The organism is Pseudomonas putida NBRC 14164 (genome assembly GCF_000412675.1).
GTDB classification, from domain to species: domain Bacteria; phylum Pseudomonadota; class Gammaproteobacteria; order Pseudomonadales; family Pseudomonadaceae; genus Aquipseudomonas; species Aquipseudomonas putida.
Map to the genome: position 1 here is coordinate 636,269 of NC_021505.1, position 21,430 is coordinate 657,698.

The window sequence follows — 21,430 nt, forward strand, 5'->3', positions numbered from 1 at the left end:
TACCTGTGGGAGCCGGCTTGCCGGCGATAGGGCCGAGCCTGGTTAACCTAAGCATCGAACTTTTCGATCTTAACCCGCGGTATTCAGCCCGCCCACAGCCTGCAACCGGCTGATACAATCGGCCCACGAGAAATTTCCAACTTATTCCAGGAGCACAACGTGCCCGTCGTCTTTGTTGCCGCCTCTAAACTCCCGACGCCATTCGCGACCTTCACCATGCATGGCTTCCTCGACGAAGCCACTGGCCGCGAGCACGTAGTGCTCAGCCTCGGTGACATTGCGGACGGCCAGCCGGTGCTGGGGCGCCTGCACTCCGAGTGCCTGACCGGCGATGCCTTGTTCAGCCAGCGCTGCGACTGCGGTTCGCAGTTGGAAGCCGCGCTGCAGGCCATCGCCCGTGAAGGCCGCGGGGTACTGCTGTACCTGCGTCAGGAAGGCCGTGGCATCGGCCTGTTGAACAAGATCCGCGCCTACGAGCTGCAGGATGGTGGCGCCGATACCGTCGAAGCCAATGAACGCCTGGGCTTTGCCGCCGACCAGCGCGACTACGCCATCTGCTTGCCGATGCTGGAGCACTTGGGTGTGAAAGCCCTGCGACTGATGACCAATAACCCGCGCAAGGTCAAAGCGCTGACCGACATGAACATCGTGGTTGCCGAACGTGTGCCGCTGCACACCGGCCACAACCCGCACAACCGTTACTACCTGGCGACCAAGGCCGGCAAACTCGGCCACATGCTGGGCAATGAACACCAGGGCGAGGTGCCCCAGGCGTGACCCGTGCCGAGGTCAAGCGGCGCCTGGCACTGGCCTGGTGGCAGTATCTGGCGATGGGCCTGGTGCCGCTGCCGGTCATGGCCTGGGCCTTTGGTGGTGGTGACGCGCTGATCCCGGTGCTGGCCATGCCACTGTTCATCGCCGGCGCGGCGACCATGTTCCTCAGCCTGCCGCGCTTCGGCGCCTACAAGCGCGCACTGATCGCCACCTCCAAGGTGCTCGGCACGGGCGAAGAGCCCGCTGCCTGGATCGAACTGGCCCGGGTACGGCGCATGGCCATGTTGTACGCCTGCTTCCCGGCCTGGGTCGCCGCGCTGTCGGTGCTGGTCGGCCTTGAGGCGGTGCCGCAAATCCTGCTGGCACTGTCTACCGTGGTGGTGCTGTACCTCTATCGCATTCCACGCCAGCTCGGCTGATGCGCCTGCTGCCAGGCCTGCTGGCGCTGTTCGCCTGCACCGTGCTGGCCGCTGACCCCCTGCGGGTGGTCAGCCTGGCGCCCTCGATGACTGAAATCATGCTCGAACTGCGGGCCGACGACCTGCTGGTGGGGGTGCTCGACGGTGGCGAGCGGCCAGCAGCGCTGCGCGACCTGCCGTCGGTTGGGCGCCAAGGGCAACTGAACATGGAGCGCCTGCTCAGCCTGCGCCCCGAGCTGTTGTTGCTCTGGCCGGGCAGCGTGCCACCCGCCCAGCGCGACCAGCTCAAGCGCCTGGGCATCGCCACCTTCAGTGCGGAAGCCCATGATATCGACCAGTTGATCGCGCAGATCGAAGCCATCGCCGAGCGTATCGGCCGTGCCGAACAAGGCCATCAGTACGCCCAGGCCCTGCGAGAGCGGCTGCAGCAGTTACGTGAGCAGTACCGGCGTGACGAGCCATTGCAGGTGTTCTACCAGGTATGGGACCAGCCGTTGTACACCCTGGGTGGCCGGCAGGTGGTGAGCGATGCCTTGGCAGTGTGCGGGGCGCGCAATGTGTTCGCCGACCTCAACCAGCCGGCACCGCAGGTGAATGTGGAGACTGTGCTGCTGCGCAACCCACAGGTCATCCTGGCTGGCGATCCAGCGCAACTGGCGAGCTGGAAGGCCTGGCCGCAATTGCGTGCGGTTGCCGATGGCCGCTTGCTGGTGGTGCCCGACAAAGGTCTGGAGCGGCCCAGCGGGCAGATGATCGAAGCCACCGCACGCTTGTGCGCGTTGCTCGCGGCTAAAGCGCCGGCGTCCAGGTAACGCTGAACAACAGCGTGCGGCCTTCTTCGCGGTAGGGATAGTAGGCACCCTCGTAGCTGTACAGGGCACGGCTGTGAGTGTGGTCCAGCAGGTTATCCAGCTTCGCTTCCAGTTTCAGTTCGTCAGTGGCTGCCCAACTACCGCGCAAACCGAGCAGGCCATAGCCGCCGATGCGGTTGCGGTTGGCCTCATCGTCATAGCTGCCGCTGACCGCTTGCCAGCCTGCGCCCACGGTGAAACGCCCGAGTTCACGGTCCAGGTCCAGGCTCAGCGTGCGGCGTGCACGGCGGGCGAGGGTGTGGCCGCTGTCACGGTCACGAGGATCGATCAGTGCCAGGCCCAGTTGGCTGTGCCAGGCGCCCCATTGTTGCGCCAAGGCCATTTCGAAGCCGTTGATACGGGCCGAGGCAACGTTGCGGGGTATCGAGCCCTGGCCGAACACGATCGCATCGCGCAGGTCGGTGCGGTACAGCGAGGCTTCCAGGCGGCTGTCCGCAGTCAGCTGGCTGCGCCATTGCAGCTCGTAGCTTCTGGAGTGCTCGGGGTCCAGGTCCGGGTTGCTGAACTGGGGGTAGTACAGGTCGTTGAAGGTTGGCGCCCGAAAGCCTTCGCTGTAGGACAGCAGCACATCATTCTGTGCGTTCAACGGTACGGCCAAGCTGCCGCTCCAGGTGGTCTGGCCGCCGAACTGCTGGTTACGGTCATGGCGCACACCCACTTCGGTGGAAAACCGTTCGCCCTGGTAGCGGTGCTGGACGAAGACGGCGCGGTTCCAGCGGCTGTCTTCGGTGAAGTCGGTGCTGGCGTGCACACGGTCTTCGTACCAATCCGCACCCAGCAGCAGGTTGTTGCGTTCATCCATGACCAAATTGTTTTGCCAGGTTGCCTGGTCGCGATAGGTGTTGAACGGGGCGCTTGAATGCCTGAGCTTGTCTCGGCTGTCGTCGCGGTTTTCGCTATGCGCCAGTTCGAGCCTTGTATTCCACTGCTCGCTGACCTGAGCATCCAAGTAGCTGCCTATGCTGCTGACAGCGAAATTCGAATACGGCACTTGAGGGCTTGCACCGCGCGGCTCGTCGTACTCACTGCGGCCACGGCTGTCGAGCAGGTTCAGCCCGGCCTCGAAGCGCTCACCGAAGGTGTGGCTCAGGCTCAGGTTGAATGCCTTGTTGCGGTAAGCGTCGTGGTCGCCATCGCTGGCGAAGGACGGCCCGGTCGAGTCGATGCCGGCCGTTTCATCCAGGCTGGCGCCGAGGTTGAAGCGGGTTGCGCCATCCCCGCCTGAAAGCCCCAGGCTGCGTTGGAACGTCTGGTTGCTGCCGGCGGCCATTCGCAGGCGCGGCTGCAGGCCGGGGCCGTTGCTACGCCGGGTGAAGATCTGGATTACCCCACCAATGGCATCGCTGCCGTACACCGCTGAGCGCGAGCCGCGCAGCACTTCCACCCGCTCGATCTGGTCAACGTCGAGAAACTGCAGGCCGCTGTCGCCGGAGGTGGCGTTGGCAATGCGCACACCATCCACCAGTACCAGGCTTTGTGCGGCCTTGGTGCCGCGAATGAAGATGCCGGGCAGACTGCCACGGCCACCGGTAGGCGCCACTTGCACGCCGGGCACGCGGCTGAGCAGGTCGGTGACGCTGGTGGGTTGCAGGCGGTCGATGTCAGTGCGGGTGAAGACGGTGTTTGCAGCACTGGTGGCGGTGCGCGACTCGACCTGGCGGCTGGCGCTGATCAGCACGTCGGGGAGCTTGAGGGCGTCGTCGCGCTCGGCGGCCAGCAGGGGGAGGGGGAGGCAGAGCAATGTAGCAAAGCTTGGGGCTTTCATGGGCAGTACCATTTTGCGAGGGCTGCGCCCTCGATCGCGACACAGGGCCGCTCCTACAGGTGGGCGAGTCTTGGGGCGATTGTGTTGTGCGGCCTGTCAGGGCCCCATCGCCGGCAAGCCAGCTCCCACAGGTATTGCCCAAGCCTGGGGAGCGGTGCGGTCAATGTGGGAGCGGCCTTGTGTCGCGATGGGCCGCAGAGCGGCCCCGGGGATTACAAGCCGAGCATGGCCATGCGGGCCTTCACCGAAGCTTCGATCCCGGCCGCATCCAGCCCGCACTCAGCCAGCATCTGTGCAGGCTTGGCATGCTCGACGTAGATGTCGGGCAAGCCCAGGTGCAGCAGCGGCTTGAGCACTGCCTGGCTGGCCAGGAACTCACCCACCGCAGCACCCGCGCCACCCATGATGGCGTTCTCTTCAATGGTCACCAGCAGCGCATGGCTGCCAGCCAGTTCCAGCACCAGGGCCTCGTCCAGCGGTTTGACGAAGCGCATGTCAACCACTGTGGCGTTGATCTGCTCGGCCACCTGCATGGCCTCGGCCAGTTGCACGCCAAACACCAGCAGGGCGACGTTCTCGCCTTGGCGGCGAACCACGCCCTTGCCGATTTCCAGTGGCTCCAGGTCGCCGCTGATCGGCGCATTCGGGCCGGTGCCACGCGGGTAGCGCACGGCTGCCGGGCCGTTGTACAGGTGGCCGGTGCTGAGCATCTTGCGCAGCTCGTTCTCGTCGCTCGGGGTCATCACCAGCATGCCCGGGATGCAGCGCAGGTACGACAGGTCATAACTGCCCGCATGGGTCGGGCCGTCTTCGCCAACGAGGCCGGCGCGGTCGATGGCAAACAGCACATCGAGGTTCTGTACGGCCACGTCGTGGATCAGCTGGTCGTAGGCACGCTGCAGGAACGTGGAGTAGATCGCCACCACCGGCTTGCTGCCCTCGCAGGCCATGCCGGCCGCCAAGGTAACGGCGTGCTGCTCGGCGATCGCCACGTCGAAGTAGCGTTCCGGGTAGCGCTCGCTGAAGTCGACCAGGTCGGAGCCTTCCTTCATCGCCGGGGTAATGCCCACCAGGCGGTTGTCGGCGGCGGCCATGTCGCACAGCCACTGGCCGAACACGGCAGAGTATTTCGGGCCGCTGACTTTCTTTGGCGCGGCAGGCTTGTCGGCCGGCTCCAGCTTGGTGATGGCGTGATAGCCGATCGGGTCGACCTCGGCCGGGGCGAAGCCCTTGCCCTTCTTGGTCACCACGTGCAGGAACTGCGGGCCCTTCAGGTCACGCATGTTGCGCAGGGTGGCGATCATGGTCGGCAGGTCGTGGCCGTCGATGGGGCCGATGTAGTTCCAGCCCAGTTCTTCGAACAGCGTGCCCGGCACCAGCATGCCTTTGGCGTATTCCTCGGTGCGGCGGGCGATTTCCCAGGCGCCTGGCAGGCGCGACAGCACTTTCTTGCTGCCTTCGCGCATGCTCGCGTAGGTGCGGCTGGAGAGGATCTTGGCCAGGTAGTTGGACAGGCCGCCGACATTGCGCGAAATCGACATGTCGTTGTCGTTGAGGATCACCAGCATGTCGGCGTTGACTTCCTGGGCGTGGTTCAACGCCTCGAAGGCCATGCCGGCAGTCAGCGCGCCGTCCCCGATCACCGCAATCGATTTGCGTGCGCTGTTCTGCAGACGGGCGGCAATGGCCATGCCCAGTGCGGCGCTGATCGAGGTGCTGGAGTGGCCGACGCCAAAGGTGTCGTACTCGCTCTCGCTGCGGCGCGGGAAAGCGGCGATGCCGTCCTTCTGGCGCAGGCTGAGCATGCGGTTACGGCGCCCGGTGAGGATCTTGTGCGGGTAGGCCTGGTGGCCCACGTCCCACACCAGCCGGTCGTCCGGGGTGTCGAACACGTAGTGCAGGGCGATGGTCAGCTCGATCACGCCCAGACCGGCGCCAAAATGCCCACCGGTCTGTCCCACGGTGTAGAGCAGTTCCTGGCGCAGTTCGTCGGCCAGGGTCTCCAGGTCGGCTTCGGCCAGCCGGCGCAGGCCGGCAGGCGTGTCAGCGCGGTCGAGCAACGGCGTGACCGGGCGTTCGCGGGGGATCTCTTGAAACGTCGTGGGCATCAGGCGAGTCGTTATAGGTGTGTGAAGACGCGGCAGTTTACCCCATTGTAGGAAATACTGCCCATTCAGACGGGTGTCGCACGGGGCTGCTTTGCAGCCCATCGCCGGCAAGCCAGCTCCCACAGGATCTTCACAGATCACAGGCCGCTGAGGTACCTGTGGGAGCTGGCTTGCCGGCGATGGGGCGCGCAGCGGCCCCGATCAATCAGTTACGGCGTTCGACGATGTAGCGCGCCAGGGCCCGCAGTGGCTCGGCCGTTTCACCGAAGCCTTGCAGTGCGATCAGCGCCTGGTCGCGCAGTTCGATTGCATAGGCCTTGGCCGCTTCCAGGCCCAGCAGGGCCGGGTAGGTCGGTTTGTCACGAGCTATGTCGGCACCCTGGCGTTTGCCCAGGGTGGCGGTGTCGCTCTCCACGTCGAGGATGTCGTCCTGCACCTGGAATGCCAGGCCGATGGCCTGCGCATAAACCTGCAGGGCATCCAGCTGCGCCTGTTCGGCACGGGCGCTGGCCAGGGCGCCGAGGCGTACGCTGGCTTCAATCAGTGCGCCGGTCTTGTGCCGGTGCATGAACTCCAGTGCCTGCTGGTCCAGCTTCAGGCCTACCGAACCGAGGTCGATGGCCTGGCCGCCGACCATGCCTGCCGGGCCGGCAGCCTTGGCCAAGGCCTGGACCATGGCCAGGCGAATGCCGTCGGCCTGCGGGCTCAGGCCTGGGTCGAGCAGGGCACTGAATGCCAGGCTCTGCAAACCGTCGCCAGCGAGGATGGCGCAGGCTTCGTCAAATGCTTTGTGGGTAGTGGGTTGGCCACGACGCAGGTCGTCGTCGTCCATGGCTGGCAGGTCGTCATGCACCAGCGAGTAGGCGTGGATCAGTTCGACCGCGCAGGCCGCGCCGTTGGCCTGTTCGGCCGGGGCGCCCAAGGCTTCGCAGGCCGCGTAGGCCAGCAGCGGGCGTACGCGCTTGCCGCCGTTCATCACGCTGTAGCGCATGGCGGCGTAAAGGCGTTCCAGCTCTTTGGACGGGGCAACGAACAGCGGTTCGAGGGCAGCGTCGACCCGAGCCTGGCAGCTGGCCTGGTAAGTGCCAATCATGCTTCCGGCTCCGCGTCGAAGGGCTGCGCGGCCAGTTCGCCGTCGCGTTCCAGGAGGATTTGCACCTTCTGTTCGGCCTGGGCCAGGGCACCCTGGCAATCACGGGTCAGGGCGATGCCTTGCTCGAAGGCGGCCAGCGATTCTTCCAGCGACAACTCGCCGTTCTCCAGGCGCTCGACCAGTGCTTGCAGGTCTGCGAGGGATTGCTCGAAATCGAGGGAGGCTTTTTTGCGGGCCATGGCGACTTTCTCGGTGGCATTCAGAACGGCGCGACACTAGCAGAGCGGGGCGGGGGGAGCAAACTTCCGACAGCTGCCCGGCTCATACAGGCCGCTCTCAAAAGGGCCGCAAAGCGGCCCTGTCCGGAGGATCAGGCCGGCTCTGCTTCCCGTTCCAGCATCGCCTCGCGGTACCGCGCCAGCTCCTCGATGGTCAGCACCGGCAAGTTGTACTGCCGCGCATAAACCGCCACCTGCTCGCCACGCGCCATGCTGCCATCGGGGTTCATCAGCTCGCACAGCACTGCCGCGGGGCGCAGGCCGGCCAGGCGCGCCAGGTCCACCGAGCCTTCGGTGTGCCCACGGCGGGTCAGCACCCCGCCATTGCGGGCGCGCAGCGGGAACACATGCCCCGGGCTGACGATATGACGCTGTTCGGCGCTGGAGCGCAGTGCCGCGCCAATGGTGGTGATGCGGTCCTGGGCAGAAACCCCGGTGGTGATGCCTTCTGCAGCCTCGATGGTGACCGTGAAGCCGGTGCCGTGGCGGGCCTGGTTGTTCTGCACCATTGGCGCCAGTTGCAGTGCGTCGACGGTGGCTTCGTCCAGGCACAGGCAGACGATGCCGCTGCAGTCGCGGATCATCATGGCCATGGTCTGCAGCGTAATGTTTTCGGCAGCGGCAATGATGTCCGCTTCGTCCTCGCGGTCGTCATCGTCAAGCAGCAGCACAGGGCGCCCGGCCTGGAAGGCGGCGATGGCGGCGGAAACAGCGGGGAATTGCGGATGGTTACGGGTGGACATGAAACGCTCCTCGTGAATGATCGATGAACGTCTCGGGGCGAACAAAATGCGCGCGCAGGGGCGCCCGGATGGCCCCTGCCTGACGCCTTCTTTCATCCGGACTATGACCGTCGGCTCTGGAGTTGCACCAGATCTGCTGACCCCCGGCATGGCCGGGGCGCTCGCGGGCTCATCTTTCGATTTACCGCCGGTGGGGACTTTCACCCCGCCCTGAAGACCGCCCAAGCATACCGCACCTTGCCACCCCGCTGGCAACCCACGGCTCTACGACCTTTGGCGGTATCATGCCGTCATGCATTCGAGGAACAAGCCCATGGATATTCTCCAGGTCGCCGGTGGCAAGCCGATCAAGTTGTGGACCGATGGCGTGCCGGTCGAAGACGAGGCCCGCCAACAACTGCTGAACACGGCCAGGATGCCGTTCATCTTCAAGCACCTGGCGGTGATGCCCGACGTGCACCTGGGCAAGGGCTCGACCATCGGCAGCGTGATCCCTACGGTCGGCGCGATCATCCCCGCTGCGGTTGGCGTGGACATCGGCTGCGGCATGATCGCCGCGCGCACCTCGCTGCACGCGCGTGACCTGCCAGACAACCTGCATGGCTTGCGCAGTGCCATCGAGCAGGCGGTGCCGCATGGCAAGAGCTTCGGCAAACGTGACCAGGGCGCCTGGGCCGATGTACCGGCCAAGGCGGACAAGGCCTGGGGCCAGCTGGCCGGGCGGTTCAAGGCCATTACCGACAAATACCCGCGGCTGGAAAAGACCAATAACCGCCACCACCTGGGCACACTGGGCGGTGGCAACCACTTCATCGAAGTGTGCCTGGATGAAGCCGACCGCGTCTGGTTCATGCTGCACAGCGGCTCGCGCGGTGTGGGCAATGCCATCGGCAACCTGTTCATCGAGCTGGCCCAGGCCGACATGCGCCAGCACCTCGCCAACCTGCCAGACAAGGACCTGGCGTACTTCGAAGAAGGCAGCCGCCATTTCGCCGACTATGTCGAAGCGGTGGAGTGGGCGCAGGAGTACGCCCGGCAGAACCGCGAGCTGATGATGCTGGCCGTGGTCGGCGCTGCTCGCAAGGCGCTGGGCAAACCGTTCGAGGCCAGCCTGGAAGCGGTGAACTGCCACCACAACTACGTGCAGCGTGAGCAGCATTTTGGCCGCGAAGTGCTGGTGACGCGCAAAGGGGCGGTGTCGGCACAGAAGGGGGAACTGGGCATCATCCCGGGCTCGATGGGGGCCAGGAGCTTCATCGTGCGTGGGCTGGGCAACGAGGAGTCGTTCTGTTCCTGCAGCCATGGCGCAGGCCGGGTGATGAGCCGGACCAAGGCCAAAAGCCGCTTTACCGTCGAGGACCAACGGCGTGCCACGGCGCATGTGGAGTGCCGCAAGGACAAGGACGTCGTCGACGAGATCCCGATGGCGTACAAAGACATCGACGCGGTGATGCGTGCCCAGCAGGCGCTTGTAGAGGTGGTTCATACCCTGCGCCAGGTTGTGTGTGTGAAGGGGTAGCGAGAAGTGCCATAACTGGCTACCACACAGTGCGCCGGGGTAGTTCCTAGAGTGTTGCGCAGCCCACTTGGGGCAAACACCAGAGGATTGCAGATATGGCCACGCTTTACCCGTTCACTGACAGCGACGTCGATAGTGCCTTCGCCCAGCTCGACCACGCATTGTTCGACAAAGCGCGCGAAGCTGATGGGCCTGGAAGTGACCCCACCCCGAACATGCTGATCGTTGCCGGTGCCCAAGGGTCGGGCAAGACCTACTTGCTGGAGAAGCAGTTGCTACCCAGCGAGCGCTACCCGAACCATGTGCGACTGTACTTGCCCGAATTTCGCAAGCTGCACCCGCACTACGCCGAAATGAGCGAGCACGGTGTGCTGCACGTGTACGAGCACACCGAAGCCTTCATCAGGGCATTGAGCGGCAAGGTTTTTGGGTACGCTTTCGCCAACCGCTACAACATCATCATGGAAACGGCACTGGACGACGAAGCATTCGCCGGTTTCCCGCCTGCAGCCGTAGAGGCGGGTTACCGCTTCGAGATTCACATGATCGCCTGCAAGGTGGAATTCAGCCATTGGGCGACCCTCGACCGCGGTGTGAAGAGCGTTGCCAAGGGCGAAATCGAGCGATTCGTGGCGTTGTCGCAGATCCAGGCCTCACAGGCGAATGCCAAAAAGATCCTGAACGCTTTCGAACACGCCTGTACGCAGGCCCCTGGTTCGCAGGTCACGCTTTATGAGCGTGGCTTCGAAACGGATCAGCAGAGCAAGGTGCTGTGCCACAGCATCTGTGATGCCCCTGGTGTGTTGACTCCCCAGGCGGACTACGATGGCCAGCCCTTTTTCCGGGCGCCTTACCACGACACACTGGTTGAAATCCGGCGCAGCCCTGAAGGCAACGACTCTGGCACCTACCTGCAATTCTTCCAGGTTGTGCATGCCGGCATGCTTGATGAGCCGGTGCGCCAACAGATGGTCATGGCCTGCTGCAAGACCCTTGGCCGTAGCACCGACCTGGTACCGCGGATTTCCAGGGATGCCTTCCGCGACCTGAGCCAGTACCTGCTCAAGTACACCTATCCTTGATGCTACGAGGGCTCAGCAGGCCGGAGCCGGATAGGCGGTTATCTGGCCAGCTGCTCGACCACCGTCTGCAAAGAGGCCCCCAGCATTTCCCCATGGCCCAGCCCTTCGAACCTTTCGAAACGCACCTGAAGGCCTTGTACCATGGCCAGGTCTGCCGCCAGTTCTCGTGCAGGCTTCTCGACATCGCCCTTTAACTGCGCCCTGGGGTTGGCAGGTTCCTCGCTACCGCGCATCAGCAGCAGCCGCACAGGGTTGCTGCCCAACCGTTGTTCAAGGCCCTGTGCCTCCTGCACGATTGCCCCGTCATGCCACCACAGCGAAGGGCTGGCCGCCGCATAGTCACTGAACGCCCCGGGCCGGGTGAACAGCGCATGCAGCACGGCCAGCCCGCCGTAGGAGTGGCCCCACAGCGTCTGTCGCTGCAGGTCGATGGGGGCCAGCCCGGCCACCATCGGCCGCATGCGCTCGGTCAGCAGATCCAGAAATGCATCCACGCCACCACTGGGCAGGCCGGTCAGCGGGTCACGCTGCTCGGCCTGCCCAGGCAACGCCGGGGTATAGTCATAAGTCCGCCCCGCCCGCTCGATACGCTGCCCGGTCTGGTACCCCACGGCCACCAGCAAGGGCGCCTGGCCGGCGGCCAGTTTGGCCAGTTGCTGGCTGTTCAGCGCGCCGAGCGCAGCATTGCCGTCGAGCATCCACAGTACCGGGTACCCCGATGCTGGCGCCGGGCGGTTCGGCTTACCGACCCACAAACGGTAATGACGCTGGCCATCCGCCGAGTCCAGGTCGAGCTGGGTGAAGCGGTAGGCCAGGTCCTGACGCTGCAGCAGCGAGGTGTCCATCTTCTGGTTGCGCTCGGGCTGTGCCAGGGCAACGGGGGCTGCAAGGGCCAGTGCCAAAGCCAGCGTCAGGGTCATCTTGCTCATCAGGCGTCTCGTCAGGGCTTTGCGAGGAACGCAAGGCTGGAACGCCCAGATGATAATCAGTCCTGATTGAGCGTAAAGCGCATTAACTTTCTAAACAGTCCCTGGCCATCGGCAAGGTCAGGTGCAGGCACAGCCCAGGGCGGCCATTGCTGGCCCACAAGCGGCCGCCTTGCAGCTCGATGGCGCGGCGGGCGATGGCCAGGCCCAGGCCGAAGCCCGCGCCGCTGTCGGTCAGGCGCTGGTAAGGCTTGAAGATGCGTTCAAGGTCGGCGTCAGGTACGCCGGGGCCCTGGTCGCTCAGGCGCAGGTGCCAGCAGTCGCCTTCACGCCAGCCCTCCAGGCTGACCCGGCCCTCGGCCGGCGAGTGGCGAATGGCATTGCGCATCAGGTTTTCCAGGGCCTGGGCCAGGCTGTCCAGATGGGCCTGTACCAGGCAATCGGTGCCGAGTGAACACGGCAGGCGTGCACGGTCCCAGCCACTTTCGAAGCAGGCGTCCTGGCACAGTGCCTCCCATACGGAAACCATCAGTATCGGCTCGGTCGGCAAGCTGGGTTGTTCGGTGTCCATCCAGGCCAGGTCCAGCGTGTCTTCCAGCAGCTTCTGCATGTCGGCGACTTCGCGGTCCAGGCGCTCGCGCAACTGCAGCGGCGGCAAGTCGCTGTCATGGGCGATTCGCAACCGTGCCAGGGGTGTGCGCAGTTCGTGAGACAGCGTGCGCAGCAGCAGGCGCTGTTGCTCCAGGCTCTGGCGCAGGCGCCCGGCCATGTGCTCGAAGGCTTGTGCCAGTTCACCCAGCTCGTCACGGCGTGCCAGCAGGGGCAGGGCGGGGCTGTCGAGGTCATCGGCACGCAGGGCGTCGGCGCGGTCGCGCAGGCGGTTCAGTGGTACGACTAAATGCCGGTACAACGCCAGGCCCAGTAGCAGGGCGAGCAGTGCAGGTGCAACGCCGTGGGTGATCACATGGGTCCATGGCGTCAGGCCGGTGGGCAGCAGGCGTTCGGGCAGTTGCAGCACCAGGCGGCCGCGCTCGGGGTGCTGCGGGAATTCGATGCTCACGTAGGGCAGCTCATCCTGCAGGCGCCGGCTCATGGGCCAGTCCAGTTTGCGCATGAAGGTCAGGTGGCTGGCCTCCTCGGCGCTCAGCGGCGTGGTGCCGAGGCTTTGCAGGTGTGGGCCGATCACCGCCACCCAGGTGTCCTCGGCCTGTTCCAGTTGCCTGCGCCAGGCCTCGGCGCCTACCGCACCGCCCTGGTTCCAGGCGTCTTCAGCTTGTTGCGCATAGCGCGCCAGGTAATCCTGGTCGGCCGGGGACAGAAAATAGGTGCTGCGCTCCACCGACAGGCCCCAGGTCCATATCAGCCAGATCAGCAACAGGCAGAAGCTGACCTGCAGTACGGCCAGTTTCCACAGCAACGGGTGGCGACGCATCAGGGCTGTTCCGTGTCGACCAGGATATACCCCTGCCCGCGCACGGCCTGGATCTGCAGGTGCTGGGCACTGATGTCGGCCAGTTTGCGGCGCAGGTTGCACACGTGCACGTCCAGGCCCCGGTCCAGGCGGGTATAGGCCCGGTGCAGCACGGTCTGGTACAGGAAGGGTTTGCTCAAGGCTTCGCCGGGATGCGCCCGCAGCGTCACCAGCAAGCGGAATTCGGATGCGGTGAGGCCAGCGGCATTGCCGTTGTGGATAACGTCCTGGCGGTCGTGGTCCAGCATCACTTCGCCGACGTCGGCACGCAGCGCCGTGCCGCGATCAAATGCCACGCGCCGCAGCAAGGCATCGACCCGTGCGTCCAGCTCCGCCAAGCTGAAGGGCTTGGGCAGGTAGTCGTCGGCACCACGGGTAAAGCCACTGATGCGGTCCTGCTCGGCGCCCAGCGCCGACATCAGCATGACCGGCACCGCCTGCTGCCGGCGCAATTCGTCGAGCAGGCTGAGGCCATCGATACCCGGCAGCATGATGTCCAGCAACACCAGTTCGAACGGTGTTTGCCGAATGGCGTCCAAGGCCTGGGTACCCGTGGCGCAGGCGTGTACCCGGAAACCGCGTTTGAGGAAATGGCGTTCCAGGTCCTGACGCAGGCTTGCGTCGTCTTCGGCGAGGAGAAGTGAGGTGGGCACGGGGAGCCTTGAATGAGAACCTGTATCAGTTACGAATCATCCCATTGCCAGCAAGGGAGGGCAACGCCTGGGTGTGTTAAGAAGGTTAATCCTGCTGCGCCCCCGTTTTCCCTCCGGTATCGTTCGCAAAAAGCAACTTGTTTCGTTTGCGAATTACTATCATTTGGGCGAAGGGTGTGTCATGAACGGTTTCAAAGGTGTGGGGAGCTCGCGACGGGCTCGGGGCTGGCTGGTGCTGGGGTTGCTGGCGCCGTTTTCGGTGTCGGCACTGGCCGAAACGGTAGCGACCCAGGCGGCAGCCGAGGACACCTCGCTCGACCTGCCGGCATTGACCATCGAAGGCAACCGGCTGTACGACATGCTGCCCTCGGAAGCCACCGGTGGCTACAGCGTCGATGCCGCGACCGTGGGCACCAAGACGCCAGCAGCGCTGAAGGACATCCCCCAGTCGATCACCGTATACACCCAGGACTACGTCAAAGACCGCCAGTTCGTACACCTGGATGACCTGGCCAAGTACACCGCCGGCCTGCGCACCCTGACCAACGACAGCGGCCGGTCGTCGATCTACGCCCGTGGCTACGAGTACAGCGAATTCAACATTGACGGCCTGCCGGCGCCGATGGCCAGCATCTTCGGTACCGTACCGTCGCTGGCGGCGTTCGACCGTGTCGAAATCATGCGCGGCCCGGCCGGGCTGTTCAGCAGCACCAGTGAACTGGGTGGCATCGTCAACATGGTGCGCAAGCGCCCGACTGCCGAGTTCCAGGGCCACGTCGAAGGCAGCTATGGCACCTGGGACACCAACCACGAAGAAATCGACCTGAGCGGGCCGCTGGATGACGCCGGCCGCGTGCGCGGGCGTTTCGTCGCGTCCCGTGACGACACCAATGGCGAAGTCGATTACAACGCCAACACCAGTAACAGCTACTACGGCGCGCTGGACGTCGACCTGGACGACGCCACCACGCTGTCGTTCGGCCTGATGCACGAAGTGAAGAACATCACACCGCACAATGGCTACCCGGCAACGTTGTCCGGTGATGTGCCCGACTTCAGCCGTTCCCGTTTCCTGGGGGCGGACTGGAACTACTTCGACGGCAAGACCACCGACCTGGTCGCCGAGCTGACCCACCGCTTCGACAACGGCGGCTATGGCCGTATCGCGGCGCGTGGTTCACACCGCGACACCAATTACCTCTACGCCTTCACCGCCACCAATGCCACCACCGGTGCCAACTCCGAGCGCGCCAGCGCGCGCGACTTCACCCAGGACACCTACTCGCTGGACGCCAGCTACAGCCAGCCGTTCGAAACCCTTGGCCAGGTCAGCGAGTTTGTGGTCGGCACCGACTACAAGAACTACGACACCGAGTACCTCAACGGCACCACCAACCTGGGCGCCATCAACGTCAACACCTACTCGCCCAAGCAGTTCGCCAAACCGTCGCCCAACTACAGCACCGAGACCGGCATGCAGGAAGAGGAGTATGGCTTGTATTCCAAGGTCACCTTCCGCCCGATCGAGCGCCTGGCGCTGATCGCCGGTGGCCGCTTCAGCTGGTACCGCGGTGATTTCTACACCACCACCCTGAGCAGCGGTGCCAGCACCAACGACAGCAAGCGCGTGGACGGCCACTTCACGCCGTATGGCGGCCTGGTCTACGACCTGACCGAGAACCATGCGCTGTACGCCAGCTACTCGCAGGTGTTCAAGCCGCAGTCCGACACCGACAGCAACGGCCGGGTGCTGAAGCCGCGTGAAGGCGAGCAGTACGAATTCGGCCTCAAGAGCAGCTACTTTGGCGGCGACCTGAATACCCGTTTCTCGGTATTCCGCCTGACCGACAAGAACCGCGCCACCACCGAATATGACGAGGATGGTGTAGACACCAATTTCTCGATTGCCTCCGGCAAGACCCGCGTCAAAGGCGCGGAAGTGGAAGTGAGCGGCAAGCTGACGCCAAACTGGGAGTTGCTGGCCGGCTACACCTGGATGGAAACCGAAACCCTCAAGGGTGACGCCGAAACCACCTTCTTCATCATGCCGCGCAACCAGGCTTCGCTGTGGAGCAAGTACACCATCAGCCAAGGCCCGCTGACCGGCCTGGCCATTGGCGGCGGTGTATCCGCGATGAGCAGCTTCTATTCCGAGAACGGTGGCGTGCGTATCGATGCACCCGGCTATGCCACGGTTGACGCGATGCTGTCGTACCCGGTTACCTCGAAGCTGACGGCCACCTTCAACGTCAACAATCTGTTCGACCGGGACTACCTGTCGCGGGTGGGGTCGACGTCCACGTTCAACTTCTACGGGCCGTCGCGCAGCATGATGGTTGGCGCGCGTTACGATTTCTAGAACATACCTGAGACATAAATGTAAAATTTATTATCTAACAGCCTAATAGATATAGAGTAATTCCTCTTCTACCTTTGGTCGGTTTCCCATCACTACTTTCATCTATGGTGTACCTTGAATGAAAAGTAAAGAATGGGACGCCGATCATGCTAACCGCTCAGCGTTTTATGATGACCTCTGGAGAAAGATACGTCGTGCTGCTGGACGATGAATCGAATCTCCCGGACTTCAACACCAATCTTTTTTTGACTTCCCAAATCAGGAACGCCGATAAGGCATACGCTACCTTACTTTCGGCTGCCTCCCATCTGCGTTTATTTTTCTGTTTCCTGATGGTGCGGCAGATAGACTTGCATGATCGCTATAAGTCAAAGCGTTTTCTTCTTGTGCACGAACTGGATGCGCTTCGCGACTTTTGTGCGATAAAGCATTATGGACTTATTAAGTCCAAGCGCGCGTGTGATGTTGATCGAATGACTCTCTATGCTCGATTATCAACGATCGCTAAGTATTGTGATTGGTTGATTGGGCGTTATTTTGATTACGCTAATCCATCCCCCGAAGCAGCGGCCGACATGGTGTCGCATATCCGTGCGCGACGACCTAGAATCAGTGGTCGAGCGGGGCAGAAAGAAAAGGCTTTGTCATCATTTCAAGTCCAAGCGCTCGATGCGGCAATTGCCCCTGAGAGTCCCGTGAATATATTTGAACCAGAGGTCCAGTTCCGGAACTATTTGATTATCCGCGTGATGAGCGAGCTAGGGATAAGGGCGGGTGAGCTGTTAGGGATTCGTTTAGATGACTTGGACTTCGGAGAAAATTTTGTTCGAATTGCACGGCGTCCTGATCAGGTCGATGATCCGCGATCTCGTCAACCGTTAGTCAAGACTCTAGCTCGTACTTTGCCCATGAGTAGCAGATTAGGCGCTGACCTTCATAAATACATCATTGGTGAGCGTCGAAAAATACCGAATTCTCGCAAATGTCCCTACTTGTTCATAACCCATAAATCGGGGCCGTCTCAGGGGCAGCCTTTGTCTATCGCTGGGTATCAGAAAGTTTGGCGAACGTTACAACAGTCCTCCTTGGCTCTAGCTCAAGTCCACGGGCATCGACTACGGCATACCTGGAATCAGGATTTTTCGGAGTATATGGATGCCTTGCCAAAACCGCCATCCGAGGCAGAGCAAGAAAGCATTCGCTCCAAATTGATGGGGTGGAGGAAGGGCTCCGGTAGTGCGAAACACTATAACGAGCGGTTTGTTTCTAAGAAAGCCAACCAGGTTGGGATTGAGCTTCAGGAAAAGCTTCGCGATAAAGTCCGGAGGAAAAATGAAACCTAGGGCTGATTCGTTTGAGAGCAACCATTATATAACCAAAAGTGGTTGCATATTTAACCTTGATTCCACGATCTGGCAATTGAATCGAAATTGCAGAGTTGATTTCTCTAAGTTTGTCGGGCTTGTGAGTGATGATGTTTTGTCTTCTTTTAAGGTCGTGATGTCCTATTATGCTAGAGATAATTCTCCGGCATATACGACGAACATATTTGAGAGATTTTTTCATCTGGTTGAATTTGCCGCAGGTCAGGAGATTACGGTTGACCTGTTAATTGATTACCGTGCCGCTTTGAGTGGGCGTATTTGGTACTTGACTTTCTTGAAGGCTTTGTTTGTTCGTTGGAAGAAGCTAGGTGTCGGTTTTGTTTCGGAGGACGTTGTTGGGTATTTTAAAGCTATGAAGTCCGTGGGTAATCCTAAAGGGGATGCGGTAAGGCGGCGCGACCCAATTAAAGGACCGTTTAGTGATATCGAGCTCTCTGGGTTATACGAAGTTCTCATCCAGGGTTATGAGTCTGGAGCGGTGAAGCTGGAATCCTTTGCGCTAACGCTGATCACCTTAGCACTAGGTAGTCGGCCCATTCAGATAACAGACCTGCGTTGTCTGGATTTGATTGTAGAAATAGACAAGAACGGGGAGCCAGTGTATGTCGTGATGATGCCCCGTGCAAAACAGAGAGGACAAGAGTTTCGAAAAAATCGTAAACGCCGTTCAATACCTGCTGACGTGTGGAATATTTTAAATAGGCAGAAGCAGCACGTTATTGAAAAAATAAAATCGCTGTGTTCAGAGTCAGTTCCTGAAGAGCTTTCAGAGAATTTTCCTCTCTTCCCTAATTGGGTGAATTTAAAAGATGGAGTGAATATTAACACGCTGCGCGAAGCTGTTTTTAGTGATGTTTTGCACCTAAGAGGGGCGTCGATGACAACCCGTGTTAAGAATGCTGTTGCCGTCTTGAATGTGCAGTCGGAGCGAACGGGCAAGCCTCTTACTGTCTGCCCTAGGAGGTTTCGTTATACCGTTGCTACGCGGGCAGCCAGGGAAGGTTACGGACCATTAATCATAGCGGAGTTGCTCGATCACAATGATGTGCAGAGTGTCACCGTTTACACTGAGAATGTACCGGAATATGGGGCGAAGATTAGTGCGGCACTCGACCCAATGTTGGCGTCATACGCGAAAGCGTTCGCGGGAGTCTTAGTTAATTCTAAAAGCAATGCGCTAAGAGGTGATGATCAATCGGCGACGATACGTACGCACGATGGTAAACCTTCGGGGACTTGTGGGTATTATGGTTATTGTACTGCAAGCGTACCAGTGCCGTGTTACACATGTGCACATTTTCAGCCATGGCTAAATGGTCCTCATCAAACTGTGTATGACTATTTACTGTCAGAAAGAACCAGGATTCTGGAGGCAACAGGGGACGCAGCTATTGCTACATCTCTTGACCGATGCATGCTGGCCGTGGCAGAAGTGATCGAGCTCTGCAAAGCAAGGCAGGCGAATGCAAAAGATCATGAAGATCTGGTCATTGGTTCGGACCTTAAATAAATATTAAGCAAATCAGATGCGCGGGAGCATTAGCTCGATAAATTTCATATCAATACACACCGCTATTTGTGGAGGCCAATAATGCTTAGCGAGGCGTATGGGGTTGAGCTTGCCAGAGGTGATTGTCGAGCAAACTTAGACCGATTCGTTGAGAAAATGAAACTTCACGCCCAGCATGTTGTAGACGATTGGGAATCCTGGTCGTGGCCTGGGATTCGTTTGAAAAAATTAAACTCCTCAAAAGGCCCTGATTTGCAAGAAGGGGAGCTACTAGATGAGGGTTTTTTGCCTTTTGCCAAAGCATACTTGGTGTTCATGTTTTTGGAACGGAGAGGACCTACATTCTCCCAGTTGGGTATTATGTTCCGAGCTGTCGAGGCGGCGCTGTGTACACTCACAGGAACAGGTGATGTATCTAAGGTTTCCTTAGCAGTCTTGGATGAAGCAGCCTTGTTGCTGAAGGCGAATTTTTCTAAAGAAAGCGCCTATAACGCATCGAGATTATTGGCAACGTTAGCAAGTTTTCTAACTGATAATTTTTTTGTGGCGATTGACCTAAAAACTTGGCAGTCGCCCAATGGTGCCTCGGCTAAAAACATGAGGGCCACGGGGCGAAAGGGGGATCGTGCTCGTGAGAGCAAAATGCCGCGTAAAGAGGCACTTAATGCGTTAGGTGAGATTTTTAGCAGCAACCTTTCAAGTCCTAGAGATATTTTTACTACTTCGCTAGTGGCATTATTATTGTGTGCGCCATCTAGAGGTAACGAGATATTGGCCTTAACTGTAGACGCAGAGGTAGAAGAAGCGGACCTCAGCGGCAATATGCAGTATGGTTTTAGGTTTTACGCAAGTAAAGGGGCTGGGCCAATGATCAAATGGATACCATCCTCAATGGTTCCATTGGCTAAAGAGGCTTTTTCTCGATTGGTGAAACTAAGCGAGCCCGGTCGTAAACTGGCGGAATATCTTGAGGGGCAACCACAAGGTTTTTATCGTCATTCCGCGTGTCCGAAAGTGATGAGTAATCTTTGGCTCAGTAATGTGCAGGCCGCGCAAGCACTTGGTATGGTCTCAGATTGCAACAAACAAGCAAATGGATTTCTCACCATTAGAGGGTATTCGAGTGCCAATGAAGCATACACGTTGGATGACCTATGGGGGACTGTGCAGCAAGATGACATTAACTTCCCGTGGTTTGATGAGGCTAAGGGTGTCAAGTTTAGTCAGTGCATCTGTACTTTACTTAAATATCAGTTGTCGTCAAGAGTGTGGACAAACCCTGTGGTTTTGGCGCGGCCGGCGTTGAAGACGTTAGCTGATGATTTGGGGGGGAGGAGTTTTCAGCGCCACGGCACTAGTATCTTTGAACGACATGGTTATAAAGGTGCCCAAGGCGAAAAGCTTAAGATGTCAAGCCATGCTGTCAGGCATCTACTCAATACGTTGGCAATCCGTGGCGGGCTTAGCGATTTTGACCTGGCTCGCTGGTCGGGTCGCTTGAACGTCAAATCAAATAGGGACTATGATCATACTACAGATGAAGAAGTCATTGAACGAGTGCGGCAGCTGGGGCTTGTAAGTGCTGCTTTTCCACAGGCGGAGGTTAGGCCTCAATATGTACCGGTAGATGAAAGCGACTTTCCATTGAGAGCCATGGCAGCAATGCATGTCACCGAATATGGTTTCTGCTCACATAGTTTTTCTATCGAGCCGTGTCGTAAATTTAGAGATTGCATAAATTGTACTGAGCATGTTTGTATCAAGGGGCTTGCCTCGAACTATGAGCGAATTTTAAGGCGGCTCGATCAGTTAGAGTTGGTCCTAGAGAAAACTAAAGATGAGCAAGAGCCGGATGATTATGGTGCTGATCGTTGGATTGTGCATACTGAAATGACCATTGATAGGTTGAAAGAACTGGTGTCTCTTATGAGTAATCCCAAATTGGTGGATGGAGCGGTCATTCGGTTGAAAGGAAATGATTTTACTCAGCTTAGTCGGGTGATTAATCGATTAGACTCTGAGGGTATTGAGGGCTTGAACCATGGCGAAGCACCTGAAGGCCTCTGATGTGGCCGCAATTGTAAATGTGCTGCATGGTTGGAAGCGTGCTCGTCTCACTTGGGACGAACTTTGTGACGAAGTTAAATGTTTGGTGGGCAAGCGTCCAACCAGGCAGTCCCTTAATCATCATCCTGAGATAGTAAGCGCATTCACATCGAAGAAAGCTGAGCTAAAAGTCGCAGGACCCAAATTAAGAACCCCCTCCAGCTTAGCTTTTGCGGCGCAGCGTATCCACAATCTCGAAAGCCAGGTCAAAGATTTGCAGCGCAGAAATTCGTTATTATTGGAGTATTTGACTCTGCTCCAATATAATGCATACAAGAATGGCTTAACTGAAGAGGTGATTACTGCTCCCCTTCCGTCCATTGATCGTGATCGTTCGGAAGCTTGAGCAACTGCAACGGTGGCTCGC

General features: G+C 59.9%; 18 protein-coding genes and 1 riboswitch. Of the genes, 10 read left to right on the plus strand and 8 right to left on the minus strand.

The window, feature by feature from the left end; genetic code table 11:
* The first annotated feature begins 159 nt into the window (after positions 1–159).
* From ribA to PP4_RS02880, 3 genes are read left to right on the plus strand one after another with little or no spacing between them, the layout of a single operon-like run.
* Positions 160–777: a GTP cyclohydrolase II gene (gene ribA, locus PP4_RS02870; protein ID WP_016484701.1), complete on the plus strand. Its 618-nt coding sequence runs from the start codon at positions 160–162 to the stop codon at positions 775–777.
* Positions 774–1,193: a hypothetical protein gene (locus PP4_RS02875; protein WP_016497785.1), complete on the plus strand. Its 420-nt coding sequence runs from the start codon at positions 774–776 to the stop codon at positions 1,191–1,193. Before ribA ends, PP4_RS02875 begins: the two co-directional genes overlap by 4 nt.
* Complete coding sequence (locus tag PP4_RS02880; protein ID WP_016497786.1) at positions 1,193–2,005, plus strand: cobalamin-binding protein; 813 nt, start codon at positions 1,193–1,195, stop codon at positions 2,003–2,005. The genes PP4_RS02875 and PP4_RS02880 overlap by 1 nt, the downstream gene beginning before the upstream one ends.
* Here the strand turns inward: PP4_RS02880 and PP4_RS02885 are convergent.
* From PP4_RS02885 to ribB, 5 genes are all read right to left on the minus strand, one after another.
* The gene (locus PP4_RS02885) at positions 1,983–3,830 is read right to left on the minus strand and encodes a TonB-dependent receptor domain-containing protein (protein WP_016497787.1); all 1,848 of its coding nucleotides are present in this window, start codon (positions 3,828–3,830) and stop codon (positions 1,983–1,985) included. The genes PP4_RS02880 and PP4_RS02885 overlap by 23 nt on opposite strands.
* Positions 3,831–4,042: 212 nt before the next feature.
* Entirely contained in the window at positions 4,043–5,938 is a 1,896-nt protein-coding gene (dxs, locus tag PP4_RS02890) for a 1-deoxy-D-xylulose-5-phosphate synthase (protein ID WP_016497788.1), read from the minus strand.
* 205 nt (positions 5,939–6,143) lie between these two features.
* Entirely contained in the window at positions 6,144–7,031 is an 888-nt protein-coding gene (ispA, locus tag PP4_RS02895; protein WP_016497789.1) for a (2E,6E)-farnesyl diphosphate synthase, read from the minus strand.
* Positions 7,028–7,270: an exodeoxyribonuclease VII small subunit gene (locus PP4_RS02900; protein WP_003255380.1), complete on the minus strand. Its 243-nt coding sequence runs from the start codon at positions 7,268–7,270 to the stop codon at positions 7,028–7,030. Before PP4_RS02900 ends, ispA begins: the two co-directional genes overlap by 4 nt.
* Positions 7,271–7,401: 131 nt before the next feature.
* Positions 7,402–8,052: a 3,4-dihydroxy-2-butanone-4-phosphate synthase gene (gene ribB, locus PP4_RS02905; protein WP_016497790.1), complete on the minus strand. Its 651-nt coding sequence runs from the start codon at positions 8,050–8,052 to the stop codon at positions 7,402–7,404.
* A gap of 80 nt (positions 8,053–8,132) precedes the next feature.
* A riboswitch (FMN riboswitch) is annotated at positions 8,133–8,274 on the minus strand.
* Positions 8,275–8,344: 70 nt separating this feature from the next.
* Here ribB and PP4_RS02910 point away from each other — a divergent pair.
* Together PP4_RS02910 and PP4_RS02915 are read left to right on the plus strand one after the other, a co-directional pair.
* A complete protein-coding gene (locus PP4_RS02910; RefSeq protein ID WP_370453618.1) occupies positions 8,345–9,571 on the plus strand; it encodes an RtcB family protein in 1,227 nt (408 codons plus the stop codon).
* A 95-nt stretch (positions 9,572–9,666) separates the two neighbouring features.
* Complete coding sequence (locus PP4_RS02915; protein WP_016497792.1) at positions 9,667–10,653, plus strand: zeta toxin family protein; 987 nt, start codon at positions 9,667–9,669, stop codon at positions 10,651–10,653.
* Between the two features lie 38 nt (positions 10,654–10,691).
* Here PP4_RS02915 and PP4_RS02920 read toward each other — a convergent pair whose 3' ends face one another.
* From PP4_RS02920 to PP4_RS02930, 3 genes are all read right to left on the minus strand, one after another.
* Positions 10,692–11,582 carry an alpha/beta hydrolase gene (locus tag PP4_RS02920; protein ID WP_016497793.1) on the minus strand — a complete coding sequence of 297 codons (891 nt, stop codon included), beginning with the start codon at positions 11,580–11,582 and terminating at the stop codon, positions 10,692–10,694.
* Between the two features lie 82 nt (positions 11,583–11,664).
* Positions 11,665–13,011 (minus strand): HAMP domain-containing sensor histidine kinase, encoded by a 1,347-nt coding sequence (locus PP4_RS02925; protein ID WP_016497794.1) that lies wholly within the window; start codon positions 13,009–13,011, stop codon positions 11,665–11,667.
* Entirely contained in the window at positions 13,011–13,703 is a 693-nt protein-coding gene (locus tag PP4_RS02930) for a response regulator transcription factor (RefSeq protein WP_016497795.1), read from the minus strand. Before PP4_RS02930 ends, PP4_RS02925 begins: the two co-directional genes overlap by 1 nt.
* A 181-nt stretch (positions 13,704–13,884) precedes the next feature.
* Here PP4_RS02930 and PP4_RS02935 point away from each other — a divergent pair, with 181 nt between their 5' ends.
* The 5 genes from PP4_RS02935 (at position 13,885) to PP4_RS27710 (ending at position 21,409) form a co-directional block, all read left to right on the plus strand.
* Positions 13,885–16,062: a TonB-dependent siderophore receptor gene (locus tag PP4_RS02935; protein WP_016497796.1), complete on the plus strand. Its 2,178-nt coding sequence runs from the start codon at positions 13,885–13,887 to the stop codon at positions 16,060–16,062.
* A 146-nt stretch (positions 16,063–16,208) separates the two neighbouring features.
* Positions 16,209–17,405: a tyrosine-type recombinase/integrase gene (locus PP4_RS02940; RefSeq protein ID WP_041167528.1), complete on the plus strand. Its 1,197-nt coding sequence runs from the start codon at positions 16,209–16,211 to the stop codon at positions 17,403–17,405.
* Positions 17,395–18,957, plus strand: a complete 1,563-nt coding sequence (locus PP4_RS28505) for a site-specific integrase (RefSeq protein WP_115283649.1) — start codon at positions 17,395–17,397, stop codon at positions 18,955–18,957. The genes PP4_RS02940 and PP4_RS28505 overlap by 11 nt, the downstream gene beginning before the upstream one ends.
* 81 nt (positions 18,958–19,038) lie before the next feature.
* The gene (locus tag PP4_RS28510; RefSeq protein WP_016497799.1) at positions 19,039–21,024 is read left to right on the plus strand and encodes a hypothetical protein; all 1,986 of its coding nucleotides are present in this window, start codon (positions 19,039–19,041) and stop codon (positions 21,022–21,024) included.
* Positions 20,999–21,409, plus strand: coding sequence for a hypothetical protein (locus PP4_RS27710; protein WP_016497800.1), 411 nt, complete (start codon positions 20,999–21,001; stop codon positions 21,407–21,409). The genes PP4_RS28510 and PP4_RS27710 overlap by 26 nt, the downstream gene beginning before the upstream one ends.
* Positions 21,410–21,430 lie beyond the last annotated feature (21 nt).